The organism is Actinomyces sp. Z5 (genome assembly GCF_003287795.1).
Taxonomy (GTDB): domain Bacteria; phylum Actinomycetota; class Actinomycetes; order Actinomycetales; family Actinomycetaceae; genus Actinomyces; species Actinomyces glycerinitolerans.
Window position 1 is genome coordinate 60761 of sequence record NZ_QMIN01000071.1, and the last position, 22196, is coordinate 82956.

The following is a 22196-nucleotide window of genomic DNA, read 5'->3' on the forward strand; positions in this document are numbered from 1 at the left end:
TGATAGTCTCACTTTCTAGAGTGAGGGCGTCACTCTATAGAGTGAGCACCTCAGTGATGTGAGTGAGCGTGCCACTGAGAGCAGTGAGTCGTGCGCCCCGTCAATGCGTCACTCGTCCCGGTCCGCCTCGAGCGCCCGGACGATGAGCCGCACGGCCTCCTCGGGCGGCACGTGCTCCCAGATACGCAGCCCCCGGGCGTGCAGCAGGTGCCGGATCGCGAGTTCCGGCCGCGTGTCCCGATGCGTGTTGGAGCGCATGGATCTGACCACCCCCGGCGAGGATGCCCAGGAGCCCCCGGCCCGCGCCGCTCGGGTGGGTCGCGAATGGAGGGCCTGACGGTCGCAGAAGCGCAAGACTCGCGGACAGCGAAGTGCCGAGATTTCAAGGAAGGACTGGACAGCGTAAATCCAGTTGGAGGAGAGCCGCTCGGCGGCCGAAACGGTACTCGAGTACGTGAGTTCTGAGGGCCTCAACCTGACGGCGGATCAGGAAGCGGCCCTGAATGAGAAAAACACTGTCTCGCACCGCCGTACACGGACTACGTTTGGCGCAGGCTCCACCACGAGATCCAGGACGCTGCGCGCGTTTTTTACGAGCGAGGTGACTATTTTCATGCGGTCGACGAGGCCGTGAAGAGATACGTTGGCGCGACAGCGACGAAATCCGAGATTCCGCGAGACGACCCTTATCGCATGCTGTCCAAGTCCTTCGGGAAGGACGGGTCGATCTCGGTATTCTCCCGACACATGAGGAACGGCGGATTCACCGAGCAGACCGCAGACAACGTCGACCGGGGCCAGCAGAATCTTTCACTCGGCGTTCTCAGCGCCTTCCGGAACACCATCGACCACGAGGAGCAGGTGGAGTTGCTCAAGACGGGCGCCCTGACTTACGAGGATTGCCTCGACGCCCTGAGCATCCTGTCGTACCTGATGAGGCGTCTGGACGGCGCGGAACGCCGCCCTGCGACAAAGGACTGATCCATTCCACGCATCCTGCCGCCTCGGGCAGCGCACTGCGTTTGCTACACTGTGAATGTAGCAAACGCAGCAGGAGGTCGCATGAGAACCGCAGACGCGCTCCGCACGCTGTCCTCTGCCGCCGGTTCGCAGCGTGGCTTGATCACCACGGCCCAGGCAGCGCGGGTCGGCATCGACCGAACATCACTCACCCGCCTGACCACCTCGGAAGCGCTGACGCGCGTTCGCCACGGCGTGTACGCGCTGCCCGGTTCGGATCACGATCCCCATCAGGATCTTCGCGCCGCCTGGCTCGGCACCGATCCCAAGCGCTTCGCGGACGAACGCGCCCACGACCCGGACAGTCCCACGGTGTCCCACGTGTCCGCGGCGGCCCTGCATGACATCGGCGAAATCATACCGGCACGGCATACCTTCACGGCTCCCACGCGAAAACAGACTCGCCAACCCGACATCCGCTACCGACAGAGGCCGCTTGACCACAACGACGTCACCGTAATAGACGGCATTGCCGTCACCACCATCCCGCGCACCATCGCTGATCTGGCCGCCGAACACACAGAAATGGAGCATCTCTCCGCAGTCGTCAGGGACGCCGCGGGCATACCACAAGCCGACCTCGGAGACATTGCCGCAGCGCTCAACCCCCATGCATCTGCCTACGGACACGCAACCGGCGCCGATTTAGTCCAAGCGCTCCTGGAGATTGCAGGCCCGCCGGCGGCGGCACTACAAACGGCCCAGTTTGCATTGTCAACGCTACTCTCCCAACTCGAAATAAACAAAAGAACGATTCAACAGGCTCAAGCAGCCATGGCACCCATTATTACCGCCGCCAACGCCGGCATCAAGGATAGTATGCAGCACACAAAACCAATCCTAACAACCGCGAATGCCGCCATTCAAGAAGCCCTGAAGAACTCTCAGTACCCCGGACTAGTCGCAGCAATTAGGCAAATCGCCGACATTACTGCCTTATTAGACCGATCAAGATCGGCCGCCGCAGGCTCCACCCACGACAACGATCGCACAGGCGAGGAGGGATTAAGTGATTGAGCCGCTCGCCGCTTCGCGTCTACGCCAATCACTGAACTCACGCATCAGGGCTGAGGCGAGCCGCCGCGGGGTCACTGCCGACGACATCCGTCAGCAGTATGTCTTCGCCCTGCTGACCAAGCGCCTGTTCGCCGACGACATGGATGACTGGCTGCTTTTGGGAGGCAACGCACTGCTCATACGCACCCGGGGCGGCCGTTTCACCCGCGATGTGGACCTCGCCCGCACACATGGCTGGAGCGATGTGCAGGAGTTGAGAGACGAACTGCGGTCCGCACTGAGCCGCTCGCTGGATTCCGACCCCTTCCGGTTAGAGATCGTCAAAGTCTCACCGCATAGCGAGCCGGATGGCTATGGCTACGGAGCTCTGACGGCCAAGGCCGACATCCGGGTCCTGCTCGGGGTGGCCGAGTTCGGTCGGTTCAGCATAGACATCACCACCCGGCGCCACGTAAGCGGCCCCATTGACCGGATCTCCCCCACGCCGATCATCGATCATGAGACCATTGCCGACCTCCCGGATGTCCCGACAGTCCCCGTAGAGAACCATCTGGCGGACAAGATCTGCGCGCTATACGAACTGCACGGAAAAACACGCACGGCCTCGACGCGCTACCGCGATTTGGCGGACATCGTCCGTATCGTCGCCCATCTTGACTTCGACGCCGCGAGACTGAGCGAGATGCTAGATCATGAGTCCAGACGCAGGAGAATCCCGCAACCAACCGCAATCGTCTCGCCCTCCCCCGCCTGGGAGCAGGCATACCCTCGCCAGGCGCGCGAGTTCGCAGAGTTTCCCACAGAATTTCATTCACTCGACGCCTCGCTCGATGCGGCCGCAGCCTGCCTGGACGAGGTTCTCAACGGTTCGCGAAGTAAGGGTCGCTGGGATCACGCGTCCGCTCAATGGCGGGGCTGAAGGGAGATCGCCTATCCTACCGCCTCAACCAGTCCACCCTCACCGCCCAAAGGTCCGGGCCACCAGGGGGTTGCGGGCCAGGTAGCCGTCCAGCACCCGCCGCGCCACGTTGACGGAGTCGATGAGCGGGTGGCCGGCGAGCGCCCGCCACGCCAGCGTCTCGTCCCCGCTGAGCGCGGCGTCGATGACCAGCTCCTCGCAGCCCTTGACCGTGGCCACCAGCCCGAGCTCGGCGCCCGCGAGCGCCCCCACCCGCTGCGGGTGCACGCCGTCGCCGTCGACAACGCACGGCACCTCCACCACGGCGTCCTCGCGCAGCTGGGGCACCAGCAGGCCGCCGCCGGCGGAGCACGCGTCGGCGTTGCCGACGTCGAGGATCATGCGGGCGGGCACGCCGGTATGCACGGCGGTCATCAGGTCGAGGGCCACCTGCTGGTAACCGCCGCCGGCAATGTCCTCCTCGCGGCGCCCGGCGCGGTCAGCGGCGTCGCGAGACTCGGCCATATACGTGGCCTCGCGCTCGACGTGCGCCCGCCGCCACAGCTCCCCCGCCCGCTGCGGATCGGCGGCGACGGCGTCGTAGAACTCCCCCTGCCTCCGCTCCAGGAACTGGCCGCGGGTCTCCGCCTCGGCGCGGATGCGCTCCAGCGACTCCCGGCCCAGGTAGTAGTAGAAGAGGTACTCGTTCGGCAGCATCCCGAGCGCGCGCACCCAGTCGAAGCCGATGATGCGCGCCTCCTCCATGCGGTCCAGGGCGGCGTCGTCGGCGAGCAGGCCGGGCAGCCGGTCCTGACCGTCAACCACGAGGCTGCGCAGCCAACCCAGGTGGTTCAGGCCCACATAGTCGAAGTCGAGCCCCGCCCCCGGCCCGATCCGGGACGCGCGCGCGGCGTCCCCGCCGACCGCCGTCGTCGCCCGCCGCACCAGCCCGATGGGGGTGTCGCAGATGCCGACGACGCGCCCGCCCAGCACCGTGCGCATGGCCTGGGTGATGATGCCGGCGGGGTTGGTGAAGTTGATGACCCAGGCCTCGGGGGCGAGGTCGCGGACGGTGCGGGCCAGCTCCATGGCCGCCGGGATGGTGCGGAAGGCGTAGGCGTAGCCGCCGGCGCCCACGGTCTCCTGCCCGAGCACGCCCTGCTCCAGGGCGACGAGCTCGTCCAGCACGCGCCCGTGGGTGCCGCCCTCTCGCATGGCGGAGAAGATGAAGTCGGCCCCCCGCACCGCCTCCTCCAGGTGTGTGGTGGATGTCAGCTCGGGTGCGTGCGGGAAGTCGAGGTCGGCCAGTACGGCGCGCATGGCGTGCAGGCGCCGCGGGGAGACGTCGTACAGGCACACCTCATCCACCACCAGCCCCGGGTGGGGGCCGGAGCCCGCCCGAGCGGCCGCCAGTACCTCGATCACCTGGGGCACGCGGAACCCGCCGCCGCCGACGATGAGCAGTTTCATGCGAACAGCACCTCCGTAGCTGTGCCCGCCAGGTCCGGCAGCGGGGCGGTGCCGGGAGCGGCGGTGGTTATGACGACTTCGAGTTCGTTGATGGGGCACACCGGCAGCAGCCCGGCCCCGGGGAACTTGTCGGCCGTGGCCACCAGGCAGGTGCGCTCGGCCGCGGCCCGAAGCGCGCGCTTGACCGGCACCTCGATGCCGGTGGAGTCCATGACCGTGCCGTCCGCCCGCACGCCGGAGGTGCCCATGAAGGCGATGTCCGCGCTGATCTGGGCCAGTGCGTTCTCGGTCAGCCCGCCCACCAGGGACAGGTAGGAGGGGCGCAGCACCCCGCCCAGCACGATGAGTTCCACGTGCCGGTCCTCCCGCAGCACGTCGACGACGGCGAGTGAGGCGGTCACGACGGTGACGTCCCGTCCCCGCAGGTGCCGGGCGACGGCGGCGCCCGTGGTGCCGATGTCGATGAGGACGACGTCCCGATCGCGTACGAGCCCGGCCGCCGCCGCACCGACGCGGTCCTTCTCCCCGGCCGCCCGGGCGGCGACGTGGGCGAAGGGCTGGACATCCGCCTCGATCGTGCCGCCGCCGCGCACCCGCCGGAGTCTGCCCTCGCGGCCCAGGGCGTTCAGGTCGCGGCGGATGGTAGAGGCGGACACCTCCAGCGCCCGGGCCAGATCGGCGACCGAGACGCCGCCGCTCTCCTTCACCATCTCCACGATCGCCGAGCGACGCTGCTGAGCCAACATGGGAGCAGTCTATCGACCTCACGTCATTTATGCGCGAAATCGCGCATTTTTGAGCAATTTCAAGTACACTTACGTGCGCCGAGCAACCGGAGTGTCTGATGAGGAGGTCGCATGCCGCATCGCGCAGCTCCCGCCGACCCGGACCGCCGGGCCCTCGTCGTCGGGCCCACCTTCCTCGACGTCGTCATGAGCGGTCTGACTCATGCGACCGTCCCCGGGGAGGAGCAGCTGGTCGAGGACTGCGCCCTCATGCCGGGAGGTGCCGCCAACCAGGCGGTCACCCTCGCGCGCCTCGGACTGCCGACCGGACTGTGCACGTACCTGGGAACGGATCGGGCCGGAGTCCTCGTCACCGACATGCTGAAGGCCGAGGGGGTGGATCTGTCCCGGGCCGAGCACACCCGGCGACAGAATGTCACCGTCTCCCTGGCCCTGGACGGCGACCGCGCCCTGACCACCTGCGGGGAGGACACGGCGCCCGTCCCGGCCTCGGGCTGGCCGACACCGACGGCGCTCGTGGCGGATCTGGGTGCGATTCGCACGGGCCGGGAGGCCGTCTCGCGCTGGCGCTACGGCCCGGCACCCACCATGGTCTTCGGCGACACCGGCTGGGACCCGACCGAACGCTGGAGCGAGGAGGACCTCGCCCCGCTGGATCTTGTGGACGTGTTCACCCCCAACGAGTCCGAGGCGCTCCACTACACGCGGACGGGCACCGCCGCCGAGGCCGCCCGGGCACTGGCCGAGCGGGTGCCCGTCGTGGCGGTCACCTGCGGGGCCGACGGCGTGGTCGCCTGCGACGGGGAGGAACTGCTGACGCTGCCGGCCCTGGACGTGCCCGTGGTGGACACCACCGGCGCCGGGGACGCCTTCACCTCCGGACTGGTGTGGGCGTACCTGCATGATCTGGGGCTGCACCCGGCCGTCTCCCTGGCCTGTGTGGTAGCCGCCGCCACCCTGGGGCGGCCGGGCGGATCACTCAACGCGCCCAGCCTTGCGCAGGTGGCCGCGCTGGTCCGCACCACGCCCCTGCCGGAGGGGTTCAGCACCGACTTCCTGGAGCTCATCGAAGAGTACGCGGCACTTTCCCGGCACGAATATGCCGATCGCGGTGTTGTGTTGTGAAGGCGAACAACTTCATTCGCCGAGCTCGTCTCCGGGAGGCGATCTCCGGATACCTCTTCCTCACGCCGAGCGTCATTGGCGTGTCCCTGTTCATGGTTGTGCCGGTCGGCATCGTGCTCTGGCTCACCGTGCACAAGTGGGACATGATTTCTGATCCCGAGTATGTCGGACTCACGCAAATCAGCGAGGTCCTCGGCGATCCCGAGTTCCTCTCCTCCCTCCGGGTGACACTGCTCCTAGTCGCCCTGGTGGTGCCGATTCAGATCGGCCTAGGGCTCGCGTTGGCCAATATGCTCACCAAAGGTGTGCGCGGCACGAACGTATTTCGCACCCTCATCGTCATCCCCTGGATCTCCTCCCCTCTGGCCCTGGGTGTTGTGTGGTCGTGGATCTTCGCGCCCACCGGCGGTCTGCTCTCGGCCATCGCCGGAACCCGCCTGGAGATCCTCGTCTCGGAGACGTGGGCGCTGCCGGCAGTCGCACTCGTCGTCATTTGGAACAACGTCGGCTACACGTCCCTGTTCTTCATCGCCGGCCTGCTGTCCATCCCCTCCGAGCTCATAGAGGCGGCGTGGGTCGATGGCGCCTCACCCACCCAGATCTTCTGGCGGATCAAAGTACCGCTACTGCGCCCGACCTTCTTCTTCGTCTCGGTGACCACCATTATCGCGGCATTCAATATCTTCGATCAGGTCTTCGCACTCACGCACGGCGGACCCGCAGGATCGACGTCGGTCCTCGCCTTTGAGATATATGAGCAGGCCTTCGTCAATTGGGACATGGGGAGGGCCGCCGTCATGGCGGTCGTCATGATGCTCATCCTGATGGTCATCACCGCCGCCCAGAACCTCTACTTCCGCAGGAGGACGACCTATGAGCTCCTCTGACGACGCCGTCGCGATCGGCACCACTCCTGTTCACACGCGGCCGAGTCTCCGCTCGCAAGGCCGCAGCGGGCAGGGATGGGGGCGTGTCAGCAACCGGCGCGGCCCGCTAGCGGTGCTGGGAATCTACCTGGGACTGGGGCTTGCCGCGATCATCATGGTTCTGCCCTTCCTGTTCAGCTTCATGACAGCGTTCAAGTCTCCTAGAGACTTCGCCTCCCATTCGCCGTTGGCCCCGCCCGACCCCTGGACACTCGACTCCTTCGCCGCGGTGTTGGGCGGTCGCATCGACTTCGCCAGCGCCATCTGGACCACTCTGGCGATGGTCGCCGTCATGGTTGTCGCGCAGATCGGCTCCTCCGTCATGGCCGCCTACGCCTTCGCCCGCCTCTCCTTCCCCGGACGTGACATCATCTTCTGGATATTCCTGGCGACGATGATGCTGCCCTCCAGCGTGCTCGTGATCCCGCTGTACCTCATGATGGCCAAAGCCGGAATGAACAACACCTTCTGGGGCATCGTCATCCCCTTCATGCTGGCATCGCCCTACGCCGTCTTCCTCCTGCGGGAGAACTTCCGGTCCATCCCGCAAGAACTCATCGACGCCGCGCGCGTAGACGGTGCCGGGCACGTGCGCACACTGCTTCAAGTCGTTCTGCCGATATCGCGTCCCATCCTCGCCACGCTGACCCTCATCACGGTGGTCAGCCAGTGGAACTCCTTCATGTGGCCGCGCGTCATCGCCAGCCAGCGGCCCAAGGTGATAACCGTGGCGACGGCCGCCCTGCAGTCCCAGTACAACGCCAATTGGACGTACGTAATGTCCGCCACAACCATTGCACTCGTACCCCTCATCATTCTGTTCATCACCTTCCAGAAGCAGATCGTCGCCTCGATCGTGTTGACCGGACTGAAGTAGGCCCGAATAACCATGTTCCGAACGCCGCGATCCGACACCGGCCGTCCACCAAACCCCGGAGAACAACGTCGACCTCGACACCGAGAAGTGAGGAGACCTCATGTCACGCACCACCACCAACATCTCCCGACGCTCCGCGCTACACGCCGCCGGAATGTCCCTCTCCGCCAGCGCCGTCATGTCCGTACTCGCCGCCTGCGGCTCGTCCTCGTCCTCTAATTCGGCGGAAGGTGACTCGATTACCTTCCGCCTGTGGGACGAGCAGGCGGCCTCTGCCTACGAGGACGCCCTCAAGACCTTCACGGCAGACACCGGCATCGATGTCCGAATCGAGCAGGTCGCCTGGTCGGACTACTTCACGACGCTACGCAATGACATCGCCGCGGACTCCGCACCCGATGTCTTCTGGACCAACAGCTCCAACTTCGTCGACTACGCCGCCGCCGGCCGACTGCTCAACATCGATGAGGCGTTCCCCGAGTCCGAACGTGAGGGCTGGCTCGACGCGGCGATCACGCAGTACACCCATGACGGTGCTCTGTGGGGCGTTCCCGCTCTGGCCGACCCGAATATCGCCGTGTACTACAACAAGGAGCTGCTCGAGAAGGCGGGCATCACCGTCGCCGACCTCGAGGAGCTGGCCTGGGACCCCCATGCCTCAACCGACACGCTGCGGGAGACCGCGGCCCGTCTCACCCTGGACGGCAACGGCCTGACACCTGCGGACAACGGTTTCGACCCGAACAACATCGTCCAATTCGGCTACAACGCCGCACTCGACCTGCAGGCGATCTACCTCCCCTGGCTCGGCGCCAACGGCGCCTCCTACCAGGACTCCGAGGGCACGCTGAACTTCGCCTCCGCTGAGGGCATCGACACCTTTCAATACATAGTCGACCTCATCAACAAGGACCACGTGGCACCGTCCGCCGCGGACACCAACGACAACGGAGACTTCTCCCGCGACCAGTTCATACAGGGCAAGATGGGACTGTTCCAATCCGGCGCCTACAACCTCGCCAACATCAACGACGGCGCGAGCTTCGAATGGGGGATAGTCCCGCTGCCGCAGGGGCCCAGGGGCCGGGGAGGCGTCATCAACGCCATTGTTGCGGCCGGCTCCGCCAATTCGGCCAATCCGACCGCTCAGAAGCAGCTCCTGGCCTGGATCGCCGGCGCCGACGGCTCGAAATGCCTTGGGGAGACCGGCGTCGGACTCCCGGGCAATACCGACGCCCAGGAGTCGTGGACGAACTACTGGAATGAGCAGGGAGTAGACGTCTCCGCCATGACGGATATCGATACCGACACCGCCCTGCCGGGACCGTTCGGCTCGAACATTCAGGGGGCCATGGACGCCTCAGTGAAGATCCTCTCCGAGGTGTTCCTCGGCCGTCGGGACGTTGCCGAGGGAGTCGAAGCGGCCCAAGAGGCCGGGAACAAGGTCATCGAGGACTGAACCTCAAACACGTCGACCGACCATCCCACACTCCCCGAAGGAAAGTGAAGGAGAGCGCGTGTACAGGCGCGAGGACAACCGCGCCACACGGAAGGAGACCATCGTGGAGTATGAGCGCGTACTGGGAATCTACGCCCACCCCGACGACGCCGACGTCGGGGCCGGCGCCACTCTCGCCCGTCTGGTCCGGGAGGGCGCCGACGTCGCCCTGCTAGTCGTCACCGCCGGTGATGCCGGCGGCTTCACGGCCGAGGGCCAGGAGCGCATGGCGGAGCGGCGCCGGGCGGAGCAGAGGGCCGCCGCGGCTCATCTCGGCATCAGTGACGTCTCCTTCCTGAGCGGAATCGCGGACGGCCATGTTCGCGAGGCCACGGGACTGGTGCGCGAAATCGTCGCCGCAATCCGACGCCACGCCCCTGATCTGATCCTCACCACCTCACCGGAGTACAACTTCGCCTCCACCGCTGCGAACCACCCCGATCATCGGGCGGTGGGACACGCCGTCGTCGAGGCCGCCTATCCGGCCGCCGGCAACCCCTTCGACTACCGCGATCTCCTCGCACAGGGGCTGGAGCCCCACGACCCGAGCGAAGTCTGGTTCCAGGGGCACAGGGAGATCAATCATGTATCACCGGTGACCCAGGGCGATCTGGACCGCAAGATCGCGGCCGTACGCAGCCATGTGAGTCAGTTCCCCGATCTGGACCGGATGGAGCGCCTCCTGCGCGAAGCGGCCGTACGCGACGCCGCAGGCGCGCCCGAAGGAGCGGAATTCGCCGAGTGCTTCTTCCGCTGGCAAGTGCGCTGACCCGCGTCCGGTTCGGATCCCGGAAGGCACCGTCAAGGGATAACCCCCGTTGCCCCCGCCTCGCCCGGGGTATAGCGTCGTTGCCGTCTCGACGATGAAGTCTGCAGCCCGAGGAGACCGCCGTGAGCAGCGACGCCCACACCACCGATCACGCCCCCACGCCGCCCGCGCAGCCGCCGCGCTTTCCGCGCCACCCCGCCGCGCCCGAACCGACCCGCCCCTACAGCGCCCCCATGCCCGACCAGAGCCCGGCCCCGCCGCCGGACGGGCCGGTTCGCTTCGGCGTCATCGGCGCCGGCTGGCGGGCCCGCTTCTTCCTGCGCCTGGCCGCCATGGCCCCCGAGCGCCTGGAGTGCGTAGGTGCCCTGGCCCGCCGCGCCGAGTCGCGCCAGGCGCTCGCCGAGGAGTTCGGCGTCGCCACCACCGACTCCCTCGACGACCTGCGAGCCCGCTCCCCCGAGCTGGTCGTGCCGTCGGTGGGCTGGGCCGCCATGCCGGACCTGGTTCGTGAGCTGGTGGACCGTGGCATCCCGGTGCTGTCGGAGACTCCGCCCGCGCCAGACCCCGACTCGCTGCGCGCCCTGTGGCGCGACGTCGGCGCCTCCGGCCTGGTCCAGGTCGCCGAGCAGTACCCGCGCATGCCCGGCCACGCCGCCCGCCTCGCGGCCATCCGCGCCGGCACCATCGGCACCCCCACCTGGGCGCAGGTCTCCTCCACGCACGGCTACCACGCCGTCTCGCTGCTGCGGCACTTCCTGGCCGACGACGACGCCCCACTGGGCGGCCCCGTCACCGTCACCGCCCGCAGCTTCCCGGCCCCGCTCCTCCAGCCGCTCGGCCGTGACGGCTGGAATGCGGTGCCCGCCGTCGAACCGGGCGAGACGGTGCTGGCCACCCTCGCCTTCGACGGCGGCCGCACCGGCGTCTACGAGTTCACCTCGAACCAGTGGCACAACCCGCTGCTGTCGCGGCGCGTGCTGGTGCGCGGCACGCTGGGGGAGATCGTCGACGACGCCGTCACCCGTTGGGTGCCCGACGCCGGGGCGGTGACCAGCCGGATCGAGTACCGGCGCACTGGGCGCGACCTGAACCTCGAGGGCAACGACCTGGTCCACGCCAGCCTGGATGGGCGGGTCGTCTACCGCAACCGGTGGGTGGGAACGCGCATGAGCGAGGACGACCTCGCCGTCGCCACCATCCTTCAGGACACCGGCCGGTGGGCGCGCGGCGAGGGCCCGGCCCCCTACCCGCTGGCGCAGGCCTGTCAGGACCACCTGCTCTCCTGCGCCATCGACGAGGCCGCCGCCTCCGGTCGGGACGTGACCACCGACATCGAGGACTGGGCCTGAGGTCCGGCGCCCACTGACCAGGACTGCCAACTTCCGACAACTACTGTTTGTTTCTTATCAGTAGTTGTCAGTAGCAGGCGCCGCGGCGTCGGCGGCACCCCTCAGGGGCGCACCGCGACGGCCTCGATCTCCACGCCCGCGCCGAGCGGCAGCGCCGCCACCTGGAAGGCCGCCCGGGCGGGCAGCACCGCGCCGGTGAAGAAGCGCGCGTAGACCTCATTGACGGCGGCGAAGTCGGCAATGTCGGCCAGCAGCACCGTGGTCTGAACAACGTGCTCGTACCCCAGTCCGGCGGCCTCGAGGATCGCGCCGATGTTGGTCAGCACCCGCTCGGCCTGGGCCTGGATACCGCCGTCGACCGGTTCTCCGGTGGCCGGGTCGAGCGGCACCTGCCCGGAGACGTAGACGGTGGCGCCGCTGCCCGCGCCGGTGGACACGGCCTGGGAGTACGGGCCGACGGCGGCCGGGGCGCTAGTGGTGGCAATGGCGGTCTGTGCAGCGGTCGACATGGCGGCATCCTAAGCACGCAGGGCCGTCGTGCGTCACATGGCGTCACATGGGGACGCGGCGTCGCATCGCCAAAACCAATACGTCCGATCTCCGGGATTCCCAGGACACACTCCGTGGTCCGTGACACACTGCACCCATGCACGAACGCGCAGGACTTCCCGCCCAACCAGAGGACCTCATTGATGTCGATGAGGTCGTCAACGCCTACTACGAACTCGTCCCCGACCCCGCCGTCCCGACCCAGCAGGTCGTCTTCGGCACCTCCGGGCACCGCGGCTCCTCCCTGGACACCGCCTTCAACGAGGCCCACATTGTGGCCATCACGGCGGCCATCGTCGAATACCGTCGCTCCCAGGGCACCGACGGCGTGCTCTACATCGGTCGCGACACGCACGCCCTGTCCGAGCCCGCCTGGCGCACCGCCATCGAGGTGCTCTCCGGCGCCGGCGTCACCACCGCCGTCGACGCCCGCGGCTCCTACACGCCCACCCCCGCCGTCTCCCACTCGATCCTCCTGGCCAACGGTGCCGGCACCGAGTCCGGCGTGCGCACCACCGGCCCGGGCCTGGCCGACGGCATCGTCGTCACCCCCTCGCACAACCCGCCCCGCGACGGCGGCTTCAAGTACAACCCCCCGCACGGCGGCCCCGCCGACTCCGACGCCACCAGCTGGATCGCGGCGCGCGCCAACGAGCTGCTCGCCGGCGGCTGGCGAGACGTGCCGCGCGTGCCCATCGCCGACGCGCTCGACGGCAACTACGTCGTCAAGCACGACTACCTCGAGACCTACGTGGCCGACCTCGAGAACGTCATCGACATGGACGCCATCCGCGAGGCCGGCGTGCGCATCGGCGCCGACCCGCTCGGCGGCGCCTCCGTGGACTACTGGGGCGCCATCGGCGAGCGCTACGGCCTGGACCTGACCGTGGTCAACCCGAAGGTCGACCCGACCTGGTCGTTCATGACGCTGGACTGGGACGGCAAGATCCGCATGGACTGCTCCTCCCCCAACGCCATGGCCTCACTGCGCAATGCCATGACCCCCGACGCCGAGGGCAACACCCCCTACGACGTCGCCACCGGTAACGACGCCGACTCCGACCGCCACGGCATCGTCACCCCCGACGGGCTGATGAACCCCAACCACTACCTGGCCGTCGCGATCGAGTACCTGTTCACCCACCGGCCCGGCTGGCCCGCAGACGCCGCCGTCGGCAAGACGCTGGTGTCCTCCAGCCTGATCGACCGGGTGGTGGCCGCCATGGGCCGCAAGCTGGTGGAGGTGCCGGTCGGCTTCAAGCACTTCGTGCCCGGCCTGCTGGACGGCTCCGTCGGCTTCGGCGGCGAGGAGAGCGCCGGCGCCTCCTTCCTGCGCAAGGACGGCACCGTGTGGAGCACGGACAAGGACGGCATCATTCTGGCCCTGCTGGCCAGCGAGATCATCGCCGTCACCGGCAAGACCCCCTCCCAGCTGCACGAGGAGCAGGTGGAGCGCTTCGGCGCCTCCGCCTACGCCCGCATCGACGCCGCCGCCACCAAGGAGGAGAAGGCCAAGCTGGCGGCCCTGTCGCCGGAGGACGTCACCGCCACCGAGCTGGCCGGGGAGCCGATCACCGACCGCCTGGTGCGCGCCCCCGGCAACAACGCCCCCATCGGCGGGCTCAAGGTCACCACCGAGGACGCCTGGTTCGCCGCGCGCCCCTCGGGCACGGAGGACGTGTACAAGATCTACGCCGAGTCCTTCAAGGGTGCCGAGCACCTGGCCCAGGTCCAGGAGGAGGCCAAGCAGGTCGTCTCCGCCGCCCTCGGCGCCTGATCGCCGCACGGTAGGCACAGCACCGCGCCACAACACAGCCGGGGTCCGGCGATGGGGTAGCCCCGTCGCCGGGCCCTCTGTGTCACCGCTTCCCTGCGCTCCTCGTTTGGTCAGCTCTCACGCCAGCAGCCCAGGCGGCGGGCCACCGGCTCGACGAGTTGCACGGTCTGCCGCGAGAGCACCTGGGCGCTGGTCAGCCTGAGTGGCACATAACCCCGCCGCAGCAGAGACTGGTCACGCCTATGGTCATTCTCCCAAGACTCCCGGTCGCCGTGATAGGCGTATCCGTCCGTCTCGATGACCAGGCGTCCCATGAGCAGGTCAACCTCGAAGCCGAGATCGGCGGCGACTTCCGGCTCCTGCCCGGCCTCCTGCAGATCGTACCGAGCAATCGTCTCCAGGAGTGATCGAGCCCGAGGATCGGCCCGTCCCAGCAGGGACCGCAGGCGACCATTGCGCGGGCCTGCCAACCTCGCTAAAAGCATGGTCTCGTGAACCAGGCCAACCCTCAGCGCAGCGTCCAGCGCTATCAACGCATCGAGCTCGTCGGCACACCGCATAACCGTCAGCACAACGGATTCGGGATCGGCGATCGGCGGTTCCAGAGGGCCACGCGGCACCAGCCCCTCAACCCGGTGGATGACGACCCGCCCCACTCCGGACGGGATATGACTGCGCCCGCGCCGAACCGCGACGTGAATCACAGTCGGCTCCTCGCGGAGGGGAATCCCGTAGTGGGCAAGAGCGTGCCCGCAAGTCAGTAGCCCGCCGATGCGCCTCGCCACGACCTTCGCCCGGTCGGCCTGCGGCAGTGCGACGACCCCCTGGGGATAGGAACTGACCTTGCCTCCCTCCACTAACGCTGAGAGGGCACGCCAGTCGGAGCGGTCACGGCACAGACTTGCACGCCTCGCCGCGCCGCCGCAGCGACCGAGGTCAACCAGGAGACGACCTTCTCTGTCTACATGATCCACAACCAAATACTGTCAAACATCACGCAAAGCACCCAATGAGCAACTACGTCCTGTGGAAAACTTGCACCTCCCGGCGCGTCTTCGGAGCTGTGGGCCGTCCGCACGGGCCTTTCCTCCACCCACCCCATCCGCAGATACCGGCATCGGTGTCACTAAATGCACCACATTCGTGCTGCCCCACCCACGAGTCGGAAATCCAGGCGCAGCATCGCGCGGTTCGCAGCGACACCGAGGACGCACAACGTCTGAAAGTGGTGCATTCCCTGACACTTCCACGCCAATTAGGCTGACCTGCGTGACACAGCAGCGCCCCTCGGACCCCTCCGACCGCCACATCGAGTACGTCTCCGGGCAGCCGGAGACCGACGCCGACGCAACCACCGCGTCCACGTCGTCAGAGGACTTCGCCCGGGGCCCCCGCGGCCGTATCCCATACCAGCAGTCGCGCCCCGGCCCCGAGGATGACCGCCTACTGGCCACCGGCGAACCCGTGCGCCCGTCCTCTGTGCGCGCCGGCGGCGCCAGGTCGGCCTCCCCGTGGTCCGGTGCGTCAGCGACGAGTTCCACCACGCCCGGCCCGTCCGCGGCACGTCCGGGTGGACAGCCCGGACGTCGAGCCTGGCTGCCGAACCAGCACGGCGCGCACTACATGCTGCTGCTGCCGCCGATCATGGGCTGGGTCGTGGGTGGCTTCAGCTGGGTGAACCTGTTGTTCATCCCCGCCTGGCTGGGCGCATACCTGACCTACTGGGCCTGGTCGCAGTGGGCGCGCGCACGCTCCCCGCGCCGGCGGGCGCTGGCACTGCCCCCGCTGGCGGTCTACACCACGTGGACGGCGCTGCTCGGCGTGGTGACGCTGGCGGTCGCCCCTTACCTGCTGCAGTGGGTGGTGCTGTTGGCGCCCCTGTGCGCAATCACCCTGTGGGAGTCCTGGCGCGGTCGGGAGCGCTCCCTGCTTTCGGGGTTGGCGACGACGGCGGCCGCCGCCCTGATGGCGGCCATCACCTACTCACTCGGCGTCGGCGGCCGCGGCGGTTTCCTGGGGCTGGGGGCGGATGCCACGAGCCTGCCCGGTGTCTCACCCAATGGGGAGCTGACCGGCTGGGCCTGGATGTGGCCGGTGACCGCATTGACGGCGGCCTACTTCTGCGGGACGGTGCCGTACATCAAGTCGATGATCCGCGAGCGCTTCAACCGGCCGCTGCTCGCGGGCGCGGTCGCCTGGCACGTGCTGGTCGCCGTGGCCACGGTGTCGCTGGCCCGCGGCGGCTGGCTGCCCGTCGCGCACGCCGCCTTGTGGGTGGTGCTGGCGGTGCGCTCCCTGGCCGTTCCACTGTGGCAGTGGCATCTGGTGCGTGCTCGCCGCGCTCCGTTGCGGCCGCGGACCATGGGCGTCGCCGAGATCGTCTTCTGCCTGCTGTTCGTACTCACCCTCGCCATTCACTGAACCCCGCCGACCCGGAGGACGCCACAGCGGGGTGCGGGGACGCCCTTGCGGGCCGGCCCCGGTGTCCGTTCGGCGATGTTCGATCGCCCGCCCGTCAGCGGGCCGGCCAGGCTGCGGTGGCGGCCAGCACGCGGTCATTCTCGGCCGGTGTGCCGATGGATACGCGCACGCCCTCGCCGGAGAAGGGCCGAGCCAGGATTCCGGCCGCCCGGAAGTGCGCGGCGAGCGCGTCGGTGTGCTCCCCGACGGCCAACCAGAAGAAGTTCCCCTGCGCGTCGGGCACCTGCCAGCCCTGTGCTCGCAGCGCGGCCAGTACCCGATCGCGCTCGGTGGCGACGACGGCGGCGCGGCGGGCGGTCTCGGCCAGCACCGCGGGCTCCAGTGCGGCGATCGCGGCGGCCTGTGCCGGCAGGTTGACGCCGAACGGTGTCGCCACGGAGCGGATGGCGGAGACGATGCCGGGCTCGCCCACCAGGTAGCCCACGCGCATGCCCGCCAGGGCGTGCGCCTTGGAGAAGGTGCGGCTGACCAGCAGGTTCGGGTGATCGGCCAGCAGGGTGAGCGCGTCGCCGACCGCGGGGTCGGTGACGAAGTCGAGGTAGGCCTCGTCCACAATCACCAGCACCCGCTCGGGAACACCCTCCACCAGTGCGGTGAGCTCGTCCGCAGTCAGGGCCGGCCCACTGGGGTTGTTGGGGGTGCAGGCGAGCAGGGCGCGGGTGCGGGGCGTGACGGCGGCGATCATGGCGGCCACGTCGTGGCGGCCGTCGGCGGTCAGCGGCACCTTGACGGCGCGCGCGCCGGCCACGGCGATGCAGATCGGGTAGGCCTCGAAGGAGCGCCACGGCAGGACGACGTCGTCGCCCTCGTCGCAGACGGTGTCCAGTACGTGCTGGATCAGGGCGACGGAACCGTTGCCGACCACAACCTGCTCCGGCGCGACCGCGTGGCGCTGGGCGATGGCCTCCACGAGCGCATCCCCGGTCATCTCCGGGTAGCGGTTGACGCCGCCGGCGGCGGCGGTCAGCGCCGCCAACACGCTCTCCTGCGGCGGGTAGGGCAGCTCGTTACTGGACAGCTTGGCGACGTCCTCCCCGGTGGAGCGGGCGCCGGGAACATACGCGGGCAGAGTTTGGACGGCGGGGCGGATGTGCACGTCGGTCATGTCCTCATCCTGGCACGCGAGCGTGGCACGTGGTGGCGCACCAAGTGACGCGTATCCGGTTCTGCTTCGGCTTCCCGCCACCCGCGGCGTCTGCGAGGATTGGGGCATGGACCTGATTGTTCGCACACTCGGGAACGCCGCCGGCCTGTGGTTGGCGGTGGCGCTGTTGGACGGCATGGTCGTTCCGGGCACGCCCAGCCTGGCGCTCACCCTGTTCAACCTGCTGGTGGTGGGCCTGATACTGGCGCTGGTGAACTCGCTGATCAAGCCGGTGGCCAAGGTGGTGGCCTTCCCTCTGTACGTGGTGACCTTTGGGCTGTTCGCCCTGGTGGTCAACGGGGCGATGCTCGTGCTCACCAGCTGGATCACGGACGTGCTCGCCGGGGTGAGCCCCGGAACGGGGATGACGCTGGGCCTGCACGTGGCCTCCTTCGGCACCGCGATTGTGGGCTCGCTGATCGTGTCGATTGCGTCGGCGATCATCGTCGGCCTCCTGGGACCGAAACAGCGCTGACTGGGTGCGCACCGCCCGCCCAGAGGCTCACGGGCGGCAGGGGCGGGGTCGGGCGGCGGTAGTGCACCCCGCCCGCACGGGGCTCACCCCTTCTTGCCGACGGTGCTCGCGGCCTTCTCCCAAGCCGTTTCGGGGCTGTCGCGGGTGATGTCGAAGATGATCTCGGTGGTGTCGGCACCGGACTCACCCGACCCGGTCAGGCCGGCGAGTTCTTCGGTCCACTGGTCGATCTGGGGGTCGCCACTGATGCCGTCGACGGCGTCGGCGTAGATCGGCGCCCCATGCGGGTAGCCGTTCACGCCGGCGGCGTGGGTGTCCACGGTAACCACGGTGCGGGTGGGCGTGCGCGGGGTGGCGGTGCCGTCGAGCGCGGGCACGGCGTCGCCCGTGTTCTCGATGTGGAGGGCGTTGACGTTGTCCGGCAGGTTCGCGCCCGCGGTGGGGCCGCCGGCGGTGAGCAGGTTGGTGATGTTGAACTGGGCGTTGACGGCCGGGTCCGCGGCCACGTTGGAGGCGGTGATGGCGCCCTGGGAGTGGCCGTAGAGTCCGACCTTGTCCCCCGGGGCGATCCCGGCCTCGCGCATGGCGGTGACGACGGCGCTCTCCATGTCCGTGGGGCGGCCGGAGACGGCCTGGAGGTTGGTCAGCAGGTCCTGCGGGTTGGTGTTGCCACTGCCCCAGTCGGTGGTGCCGGGGACGACGACGAGCCAGGAGGTGGTGCCGTCGGCGTGGTCGGTGCGCAGGATGGAGACGATGCCGGAGGAGGTGTCCTCGTCGCTGCCCTTCATGTCGGCGGAGTAGCGGATGACCTCGGCCGCCGTGCCGGGCTGTGGCGCGGTCGTGCACGCCTGCGGCATGCCGGCCGCAACCGCGGGCACGGCGGTCCCGAGTCCGAAGGGGTCCTGCACGCCGGTCGGGACCGTGACGGACTGCCCGCCGTGCGGGGTCACGGTCACGCCCGTGGGCTCCCCATAGCGTTGCGTCCCCGCCTGCTCCGAGCGCAACGCCAGGTAGTAGGCCACGCGCTGCATGGGCGTCAAGGAGGAGGTGTCCACCGTGCGGCTGCCGACCTGCACCTGCGCGGGCAGCGCGGCGGTGATGGCGGGGTCCAGCTCCTCGGCGACCTGCCCGATGTAGGTCTCTATGACCGCGGCCTCGTGTCCGGTGTTCGCCTGCTGCGCCCACACCGTAAGACCGACGAGGATCAACAGGTCGGTGGTGGCCCAGCCCGCTAGCAGGGGGTCGTTCAGCACGGTTTCGAGTCCCTGGAGGGCGTCGTCGACGCCGTCGGGCAGGGTGACGCCGTCGGCGCTGAGCAGGGCCAGGATTGCAACGGCCACCTGGGCTCCCGGGGAGGTGCTTGTCACGCCGGGGATATTCGATCCCAGGCGCACCCCCTGTAGCAGGAGGAGCCACTTGCCGTCGATCTCCGTGTCGGCATCGGTGTAGGCGGTGCCGCAGGCAGTGACGTCGGTGGCGAGTGTGCGCAAGCTGGAGGCGGCGTCGTCGAGGGAACCGACCCCGCTGGTGAGTGCCTCCAGGGCGGCGATGGCATTGGTGCGCTCGGTGGCAGAGGGGCCGAGCGCCCAGACGAGGCACTGCCCGCCGCCCGAAGTCAGGGCGTCGCTCTTGGACGCGAAACCGGAACTGCTCTGGTCGGAGGCGGTCGAGGACTGACTGGACGTGCCGAATCCGAAGTCGCGCTGACTCGAGCCGAACAGGGGCTGGGTGTACATGGTGAATCCGAGGCCGCCGCAGCGCAGCTCCGTCAAGCAGGTCAGTGCCAGGTCGCGGGCGTCCTCCAGCCAGTCGGCGGCGCTGTTGAGGGTGGCGGCCAGGCCGGTGAGGTCGTCGGTGTTGACCCCGTAGGCGCCCCCGCTGACGACGACGCTGGTGCCGCTCGCCATGCCGGGCCAGGTGAGGCTGTAGGGAAGCGTCGCGTCCGGGGTGTAGGGGCCCGCACCGGCAGGGGTGCTCGCCTGGCCGGTTGCGGGCTGCCCGAACGGGGTGGAACCGGCGGGGACACCGCTCGGAGTGGCGGTGCTGACCAGTGGGGTGCGCAGGTCCAGCGCATCGAGGGCGTCCAGGTCCTGGGCGGACGGAGTAGACGGAGCGGGCGAGGTGGTGGTGCTCATTAGTTCTCTCCCTCTTGACTCTTGGCGTTCTCGTATGCGGTCATGGCGTCTTGGGCGTCGGTCATGAGCGTGTCCAGACCGGCGATCAGCGCGACGACGTCGTCGAGGCTGGTCTGGCAGGCGGTTGCGGCGGCGCCGGTCCAGCCGGCCGGCACCGAGGCCGGGACCATGGCGGTACCGGTGGTGGTCTTGTCAGCGGCGAGGCTGAGGAGAAAGGAAGACATGCCTCGAAGCTAAGGCGGCGGGGCACGGCCGTGCAGAGGGCCTGTGAATGCGGCGAGCGCAGGGGTGCACGAACACTCCCTGTGGGTTTTGGCGAGCGCCCCGGTGCGCCGCCGGGCTAAGCGCGTCGAACGGGCAACTGACGGAAGCGCGGCGGTGCGGGGCGACCGCGGATCTTTACGCGGCGTCGGCCGGTTGCGGGTAGCGGCGGTCGTTGCGGACGCCCGCGCGCAGGGCGATCGCGCCGACCGCATCCACACCGACCGCCAAAGCCAGCACCATCCACCAGGAGGGCGCGATCAGGGTAAGGCCATAGGCGGCTGCGGCGGCAGCAACCAGCGCAACGGCCGCGAGCGCCGCGACCACGGCAGTGCTGCGCCGTCCGACCAGCTCCATGACTGCGAGCAGGCCGACGCCCACCGCCAGGCCCACGGCGGCAGCGGTAGCCGCTACCAGCAGCTTCTGCTCGGTTCCGGCCAACGCCAGTCCGGCCCACGCGGCCAGGCCTGTGACCGACAGCAGCAGGTCGAGCACCACCAGCAGCGCGCCCGTGCGCCCACCGGGGCGCAGCTCCCCGACGGCGGTCGCGGCCGAAGTCCCGGCTGCGGCCTGTTGCCCGGCGCCGACCGCGGCCGAAGCCCCGGGTGCTGCCCGTTGCCCGGAGGCACTACCGCCAATGGTCGATACGCCGGCCGCCGGCACGGCAGGTCCGCCGTGGCGCAACGCGAGGAATCCGCCCAGCGCCATACACGCCGTCGCCACCCAGGGTGTCGGGAACGGCGCCAGCTGCGGCAGTAGCAGCACCGCGGTCACGGCTACCGGCAGCGCGGGCGCGGTCGCACGCAGCAGGGTGCGGGCCCGGGCGGCGATCGGCACCAGATCGTTGATCCACTGGGGCACGTCGGCGGAACTCGGTGCGGGCGAGTTGCGGCTGGAGGGCTCGCTCATGGGGTCATCCTCCCCTCCGATCTACCGGCACGCCCGCAGGCCGGGCCCGGCTTCCCCGGTTGACGGTTCGTGCGTTAAGGGGCTCTTCGTGTGTGGGGGTGTGGCTGGTGGTGTGTTCTGGCCGGTCCGAGGACGGCCTCTCCCGCGCTCTAGCGCTACCTTCCTGCGCCCGAGGATGGCTTGTCTTTGGACGTGAGGATGTGAGCGGTCAGCGGCGCTGCCCTCCCGCGCCCGAGCGAGGCCTCGCACCACGAGCACAAGCACCGCCCATCCTCAAGCTGCCCTCCCGCGCCCGAGGGAGGCCTGCCGCATCGTTGTTCCATGCGGCCGCACCCTCAAGCTCAAGCGCCAAGCACCGGTCAGTGCTGGTCGGCGCTGGTTTCCGACCTTGGGGTGGTCGTAAACCGCACCCCAAGGTCGTAAAACGACATGACAGCCGTCCCACGGGAGCACAGCCGACCCGGGAATCGGGGACCCCTCGGGATCGCGGGTTGGTGGTGTACAGGTAAGAGCCTGGCGGCAGTCATTGTGGACGTCCGGCAGGAGCATTCTGGCAGGCACGATGGGAAGGGCAGGCGCAATTGATCGCCGCGAGCCTGGACAGGCCACAGCAGGTCCCGGCGAGTCCCGGCGAATCCCGGCGAGTCCCGGCATCTCATGCCGCCGGTGTGCAGCCAGCGCACCCCGAGGGACGATTCCCGGCCTCACCCTCTCGGATGCGGCGGTCCGGGCGGGAGGACTCGGCTGCTCGCCTGACGGGGCACCCTTCT

20 protein-coding genes and 1 pseudogene are annotated in these 22196 nt (G+C 68.8%); 12 read left to right on the forward strand and 9 right to left on the reverse strand.

Going from position 1 to position 22196, the window contains the following annotated elements; translation table 11 throughout:
* Nucleotides 1–108: 108 nt before the first annotated feature.
* The gene (locus DRB06_RS16205) at nucleotides 109–258 is read right to left on the reverse strand and encodes a hypothetical protein (protein ID WP_168709421.1); all 150 of its coding nucleotides are present in this window, start codon (nucleotides 256–258) and stop codon (nucleotides 109–111) included.
* A 303-nt stretch (nucleotides 259–561) separates the two neighbouring features.
* Here DRB06_RS16205 and DRB06_RS09975 point away from each other — a divergent pair.
* The 3 genes and pseudogenes from DRB06_RS09975 to DRB06_RS09985 all read left to right on the forward strand — a co-directional run.
* A pseudogene (locus DRB06_RS09975) lies at nucleotides 562–981 on the forward strand (TIGR02391 family protein); the annotation flags it as partial.
* A gap of 81 nt (nucleotides 982–1062) precedes the next feature.
* Nucleotides 1063–2037 (forward strand): type IV toxin-antitoxin system AbiEi family antitoxin domain-containing protein, encoded by a 975-nt coding sequence (locus tag DRB06_RS09980; protein WP_108965393.1) that lies wholly within the window; start codon nucleotides 1063–1065, stop codon nucleotides 2035–2037.
* Entirely contained in the window at nucleotides 2030–2956 is a 927-nt protein-coding gene (locus DRB06_RS09985) for a nucleotidyl transferase AbiEii/AbiGii toxin family protein (protein WP_108965391.1), read from the forward strand. Before DRB06_RS09980 ends, DRB06_RS09985 begins: the two co-directional genes overlap by 8 nt.
* A gap of 39 nt (nucleotides 2957–2995) precedes the next feature.
* Here the strand turns inward: DRB06_RS09985 and DRB06_RS09990 are convergent, their stop codons facing one another.
* Both DRB06_RS09990 and DRB06_RS09995 read right to left on the reverse strand, forming a co-directional pair.
* Nucleotides 2996–4405, reverse strand: coding sequence for a 6-phospho-beta-glucosidase (locus DRB06_RS09990; RefSeq protein WP_111819847.1), 1410 nt, complete (start codon nucleotides 4403–4405; stop codon nucleotides 2996–2998).
* Nucleotides 4402–5151, reverse strand: a complete 750-nt coding sequence (locus tag DRB06_RS09995) for a DeoR/GlpR family DNA-binding transcription regulator (RefSeq protein ID WP_111819848.1) — start codon at nucleotides 5149–5151, stop codon at nucleotides 4402–4404. The genes DRB06_RS09990 and DRB06_RS09995 overlap by 4 nt, the downstream gene beginning before the upstream one ends.
* Nucleotides 5152–5262: 111 nt before the next feature.
* Here DRB06_RS09995 and DRB06_RS10000 point away from each other — a divergent pair, with 111 nt between their 5' ends.
* The 6 genes from DRB06_RS10000 (at nucleotide 5263) to DRB06_RS10025 (ending at nucleotide 11695) form a co-directional block, all read left to right on the forward strand.
* Nucleotides 5263–6276 carry a carbohydrate kinase family protein gene (locus DRB06_RS10000; protein WP_108965385.1) on the forward strand — a complete coding sequence of 338 codons (1014 nt, stop codon included), beginning with the start codon at nucleotides 5263–5265 and terminating at the stop codon, nucleotides 6274–6276.
* Nucleotides 6273–7163: a carbohydrate ABC transporter permease gene (locus DRB06_RS10005; RefSeq protein ID WP_234415993.1), complete on the forward strand. Its 891-nt coding sequence runs from the start codon at nucleotides 6273–6275 to the stop codon at nucleotides 7161–7163. The genes DRB06_RS10000 and DRB06_RS10005 overlap by 4 nt, the downstream gene beginning before the upstream one ends.
* Nucleotides 7150–8079 (forward strand): carbohydrate ABC transporter permease, encoded by a 930-nt coding sequence (locus DRB06_RS10010; protein ID WP_108965383.1) that lies wholly within the window; start codon nucleotides 7150–7152, stop codon nucleotides 8077–8079. The genes DRB06_RS10005 and DRB06_RS10010 overlap by 14 nt, the downstream gene beginning before the upstream one ends.
* Before the next feature lie 100 nt (nucleotides 8080–8179).
* Nucleotides 8180–9538, forward strand: coding sequence for a sugar ABC transporter substrate-binding protein (locus DRB06_RS10015; protein ID WP_111819849.1), 1359 nt, complete (start codon nucleotides 8180–8182; stop codon nucleotides 9536–9538).
* A 58-nt stretch (nucleotides 9539–9596) separates the two neighbouring features.
* Entirely contained in the window at nucleotides 9597–10346 is a 750-nt protein-coding gene (locus DRB06_RS10020; RefSeq protein WP_258522229.1) for a PIG-L deacetylase family protein, read from the forward strand.
* Nucleotides 10347–10468: 122 nt separating this feature from the next.
* On the forward strand, nucleotides 10469–11695 hold the full coding sequence (locus tag DRB06_RS10025; RefSeq protein ID WP_220093015.1) for a Gfo/Idh/MocA family protein: 1227 nt from the start codon (nucleotides 10469–10471) through the stop codon (nucleotides 11693–11695).
* Between the two features lie 101 nt (nucleotides 11696–11796).
* On the opposite strand, the gene DRB06_RS10030 is transcribed toward DRB06_RS10025, so the two are convergent.
* Nucleotides 11797–12204, reverse strand: coding sequence for a Rid family detoxifying hydrolase (locus DRB06_RS10030; protein WP_111819850.1), 408 nt, complete (start codon nucleotides 12202–12204; stop codon nucleotides 11797–11799).
* Between the two features lie 137 nt (nucleotides 12205–12341).
* Here DRB06_RS10030 and pgm point away from each other — a divergent pair, with 137 nt between their 5' ends.
* Entirely contained in the window at nucleotides 12342–14021 is a 1680-nt protein-coding gene (gene pgm, locus DRB06_RS10035; protein ID WP_108965376.1) for a phosphoglucomutase (alpha-D-glucose-1,6-bisphosphate-dependent), read from the forward strand.
* A 110-nt stretch (nucleotides 14022–14131) separates the two neighbouring features.
* Here pgm and DRB06_RS10040 read toward each other — a convergent pair whose 3' ends face one another.
* Complete coding sequence (locus tag DRB06_RS10040; protein ID WP_244542705.1) at nucleotides 14132–14725, reverse strand: hypothetical protein; 594 nt, start codon at nucleotides 14723–14725, stop codon at nucleotides 14132–14134.
* A gap of 565 nt (nucleotides 14726–15290) precedes the next feature.
* Between DRB06_RS10040 and DRB06_RS10045 the strand changes: the two genes are divergently transcribed.
* Nucleotides 15291–16442, forward strand: a complete 1152-nt coding sequence (locus DRB06_RS10045) for a YwiC-like family protein (protein WP_111819851.1) — start codon at nucleotides 15291–15293, stop codon at nucleotides 16440–16442.
* Nucleotides 16443–16536: 94 nt separating this feature from the next.
* On the opposite strand, the gene hisC is transcribed toward DRB06_RS10045, so the two are convergent.
* Nucleotides 16537–17607 carry a histidinol-phosphate transaminase gene (gene hisC, locus DRB06_RS10050; RefSeq protein ID WP_234415987.1) on the reverse strand — a complete coding sequence of 357 codons (1071 nt, stop codon included), beginning with the start codon at nucleotides 17605–17607 and terminating at the stop codon, nucleotides 16537–16539.
* 106 nt (nucleotides 17608–17713) lie between these two features.
* Between hisC and DRB06_RS10055 the strand changes: the two genes are divergently transcribed.
* Nucleotides 17714–18121 carry a phage holin family protein gene (locus tag DRB06_RS10055; protein WP_108965368.1) on the forward strand — a complete coding sequence of 136 codons (408 nt, stop codon included), beginning with the start codon at nucleotides 17714–17716 and terminating at the stop codon, nucleotides 18119–18121.
* Between the two features lie 83 nt (nucleotides 18122–18204).
* Here DRB06_RS10055 and DRB06_RS10060 read toward each other — a convergent pair whose 3' ends face one another.
* From DRB06_RS10060 to DRB06_RS10070, 3 genes are all read right to left on the reverse strand, one after another.
* Nucleotides 18205–20256: a hypothetical protein gene (locus DRB06_RS10060; protein ID WP_111819852.1), complete on the reverse strand. Its 2052-nt coding sequence runs from the start codon at nucleotides 20254–20256 to the stop codon at nucleotides 18205–18207.
* On the reverse strand, nucleotides 20256–20480 hold the full coding sequence (locus DRB06_RS10065; RefSeq protein WP_073333691.1) for a hypothetical protein: 225 nt from the start codon (nucleotides 20478–20480) through the stop codon (nucleotides 20256–20258). The genes DRB06_RS10060 and DRB06_RS10065 overlap by 1 nt, the downstream gene beginning before the upstream one ends.
* A 175-nt stretch (nucleotides 20481–20655) precedes the next feature.
* Complete coding sequence (locus DRB06_RS10070; protein WP_111819853.1) at nucleotides 20656–21426, reverse strand: hypothetical protein; 771 nt, start codon at nucleotides 21424–21426, stop codon at nucleotides 20656–20658.
* Nucleotides 21427–22196: the final 770 nt, after the last annotated feature.

Excerpts from the sequence above, each read along its gene's own strand:
- DRB06_RS16205 (WP_168709421.1), bottom strand. The coding sequence starts at position 258 with ATGCGCTCCAACACGCATCGGGACACGCGGCCGGAACTCGCGATCCGG.
- DRB06_RS09980 (WP_108965393.1), top strand. The coding sequence starts at position 1,063 with ATGAGAACCGCAGACGCGCTCCGCACGCTGTCCTCTGCCGCCGGTTCG.
- DRB06_RS09990 (WP_111819847.1), bottom strand. The coding sequence starts at position 4,405 with ATGAAACTGCTCATCGTCGGCGGCGGCGGGTTCCGCGTGCCCCAGGTG.
- DRB06_RS09995 (WP_111819848.1), bottom strand. The coding sequence starts at position 5,151 with ATGTTGGCTCAGCAGCGTCGCTCGGCGATCGTGGAGATGGTGAAGGAG.
- DRB06_RS10000 (WP_108965385.1), top strand. The coding sequence starts at position 5,263 with ATGCCGCATCGCGCAGCTCCCGCCGACCCGGACCGCCGGGCCCTCGTC.
- DRB06_RS10010 (WP_108965383.1), top strand. The coding sequence starts at position 7,150 with ATGAGCTCCTCTGACGACGCCGTCGCGATCGGCACCACTCCTGTTCAC.
- DRB06_RS10015 (WP_111819849.1), top strand. The coding sequence starts at position 8,180 with ATGTCACGCACCACCACCAACATCTCCCGACGCTCCGCGCTACACGCC.
- DRB06_RS10030 (WP_111819850.1), bottom strand. The coding sequence starts at position 12,204 with ATGTCGACCGCTGCACAGACCGCCATTGCCACCACTAGCGCCCCGGCC.
- pgm (WP_108965376.1), top strand. The coding sequence starts at position 12,342 with ATGCACGAACGCGCAGGACTTCCCGCCCAACCAGAGGACCTCATTGAT.
- hisC (WP_234415987.1), bottom strand. The coding sequence starts at position 17,607 with ATGACCGACGTGCACATCCGCCCCGCCGTCCAAACTCTGCCCGCGTAT.
- DRB06_RS10055 (WP_108965368.1), top strand. The coding sequence starts at position 17,714 with ATGGACCTGATTGTTCGCACACTCGGGAACGCCGCCGGCCTGTGGTTG.
- DRB06_RS10060 (WP_111819852.1), bottom strand. The coding sequence starts at position 20,256 with ATGAGCACCACCACCTCGCCCGCTCCGTCTACTCCGTCCGCCCAGGAC.
- DRB06_RS10065 (WP_073333691.1), bottom strand. The coding sequence starts at position 20,480 with ATGTCTTCCTTTCTCCTCAGCCTCGCCGCTGACAAGACCACCACCGGT.
- DRB06_RS10070 (WP_111819853.1), bottom strand. The coding sequence starts at position 21,426 with ATGAGCGAGCCCTCCAGCCGCAACTCGCCCGCACCGAGTTCCGCCGAC.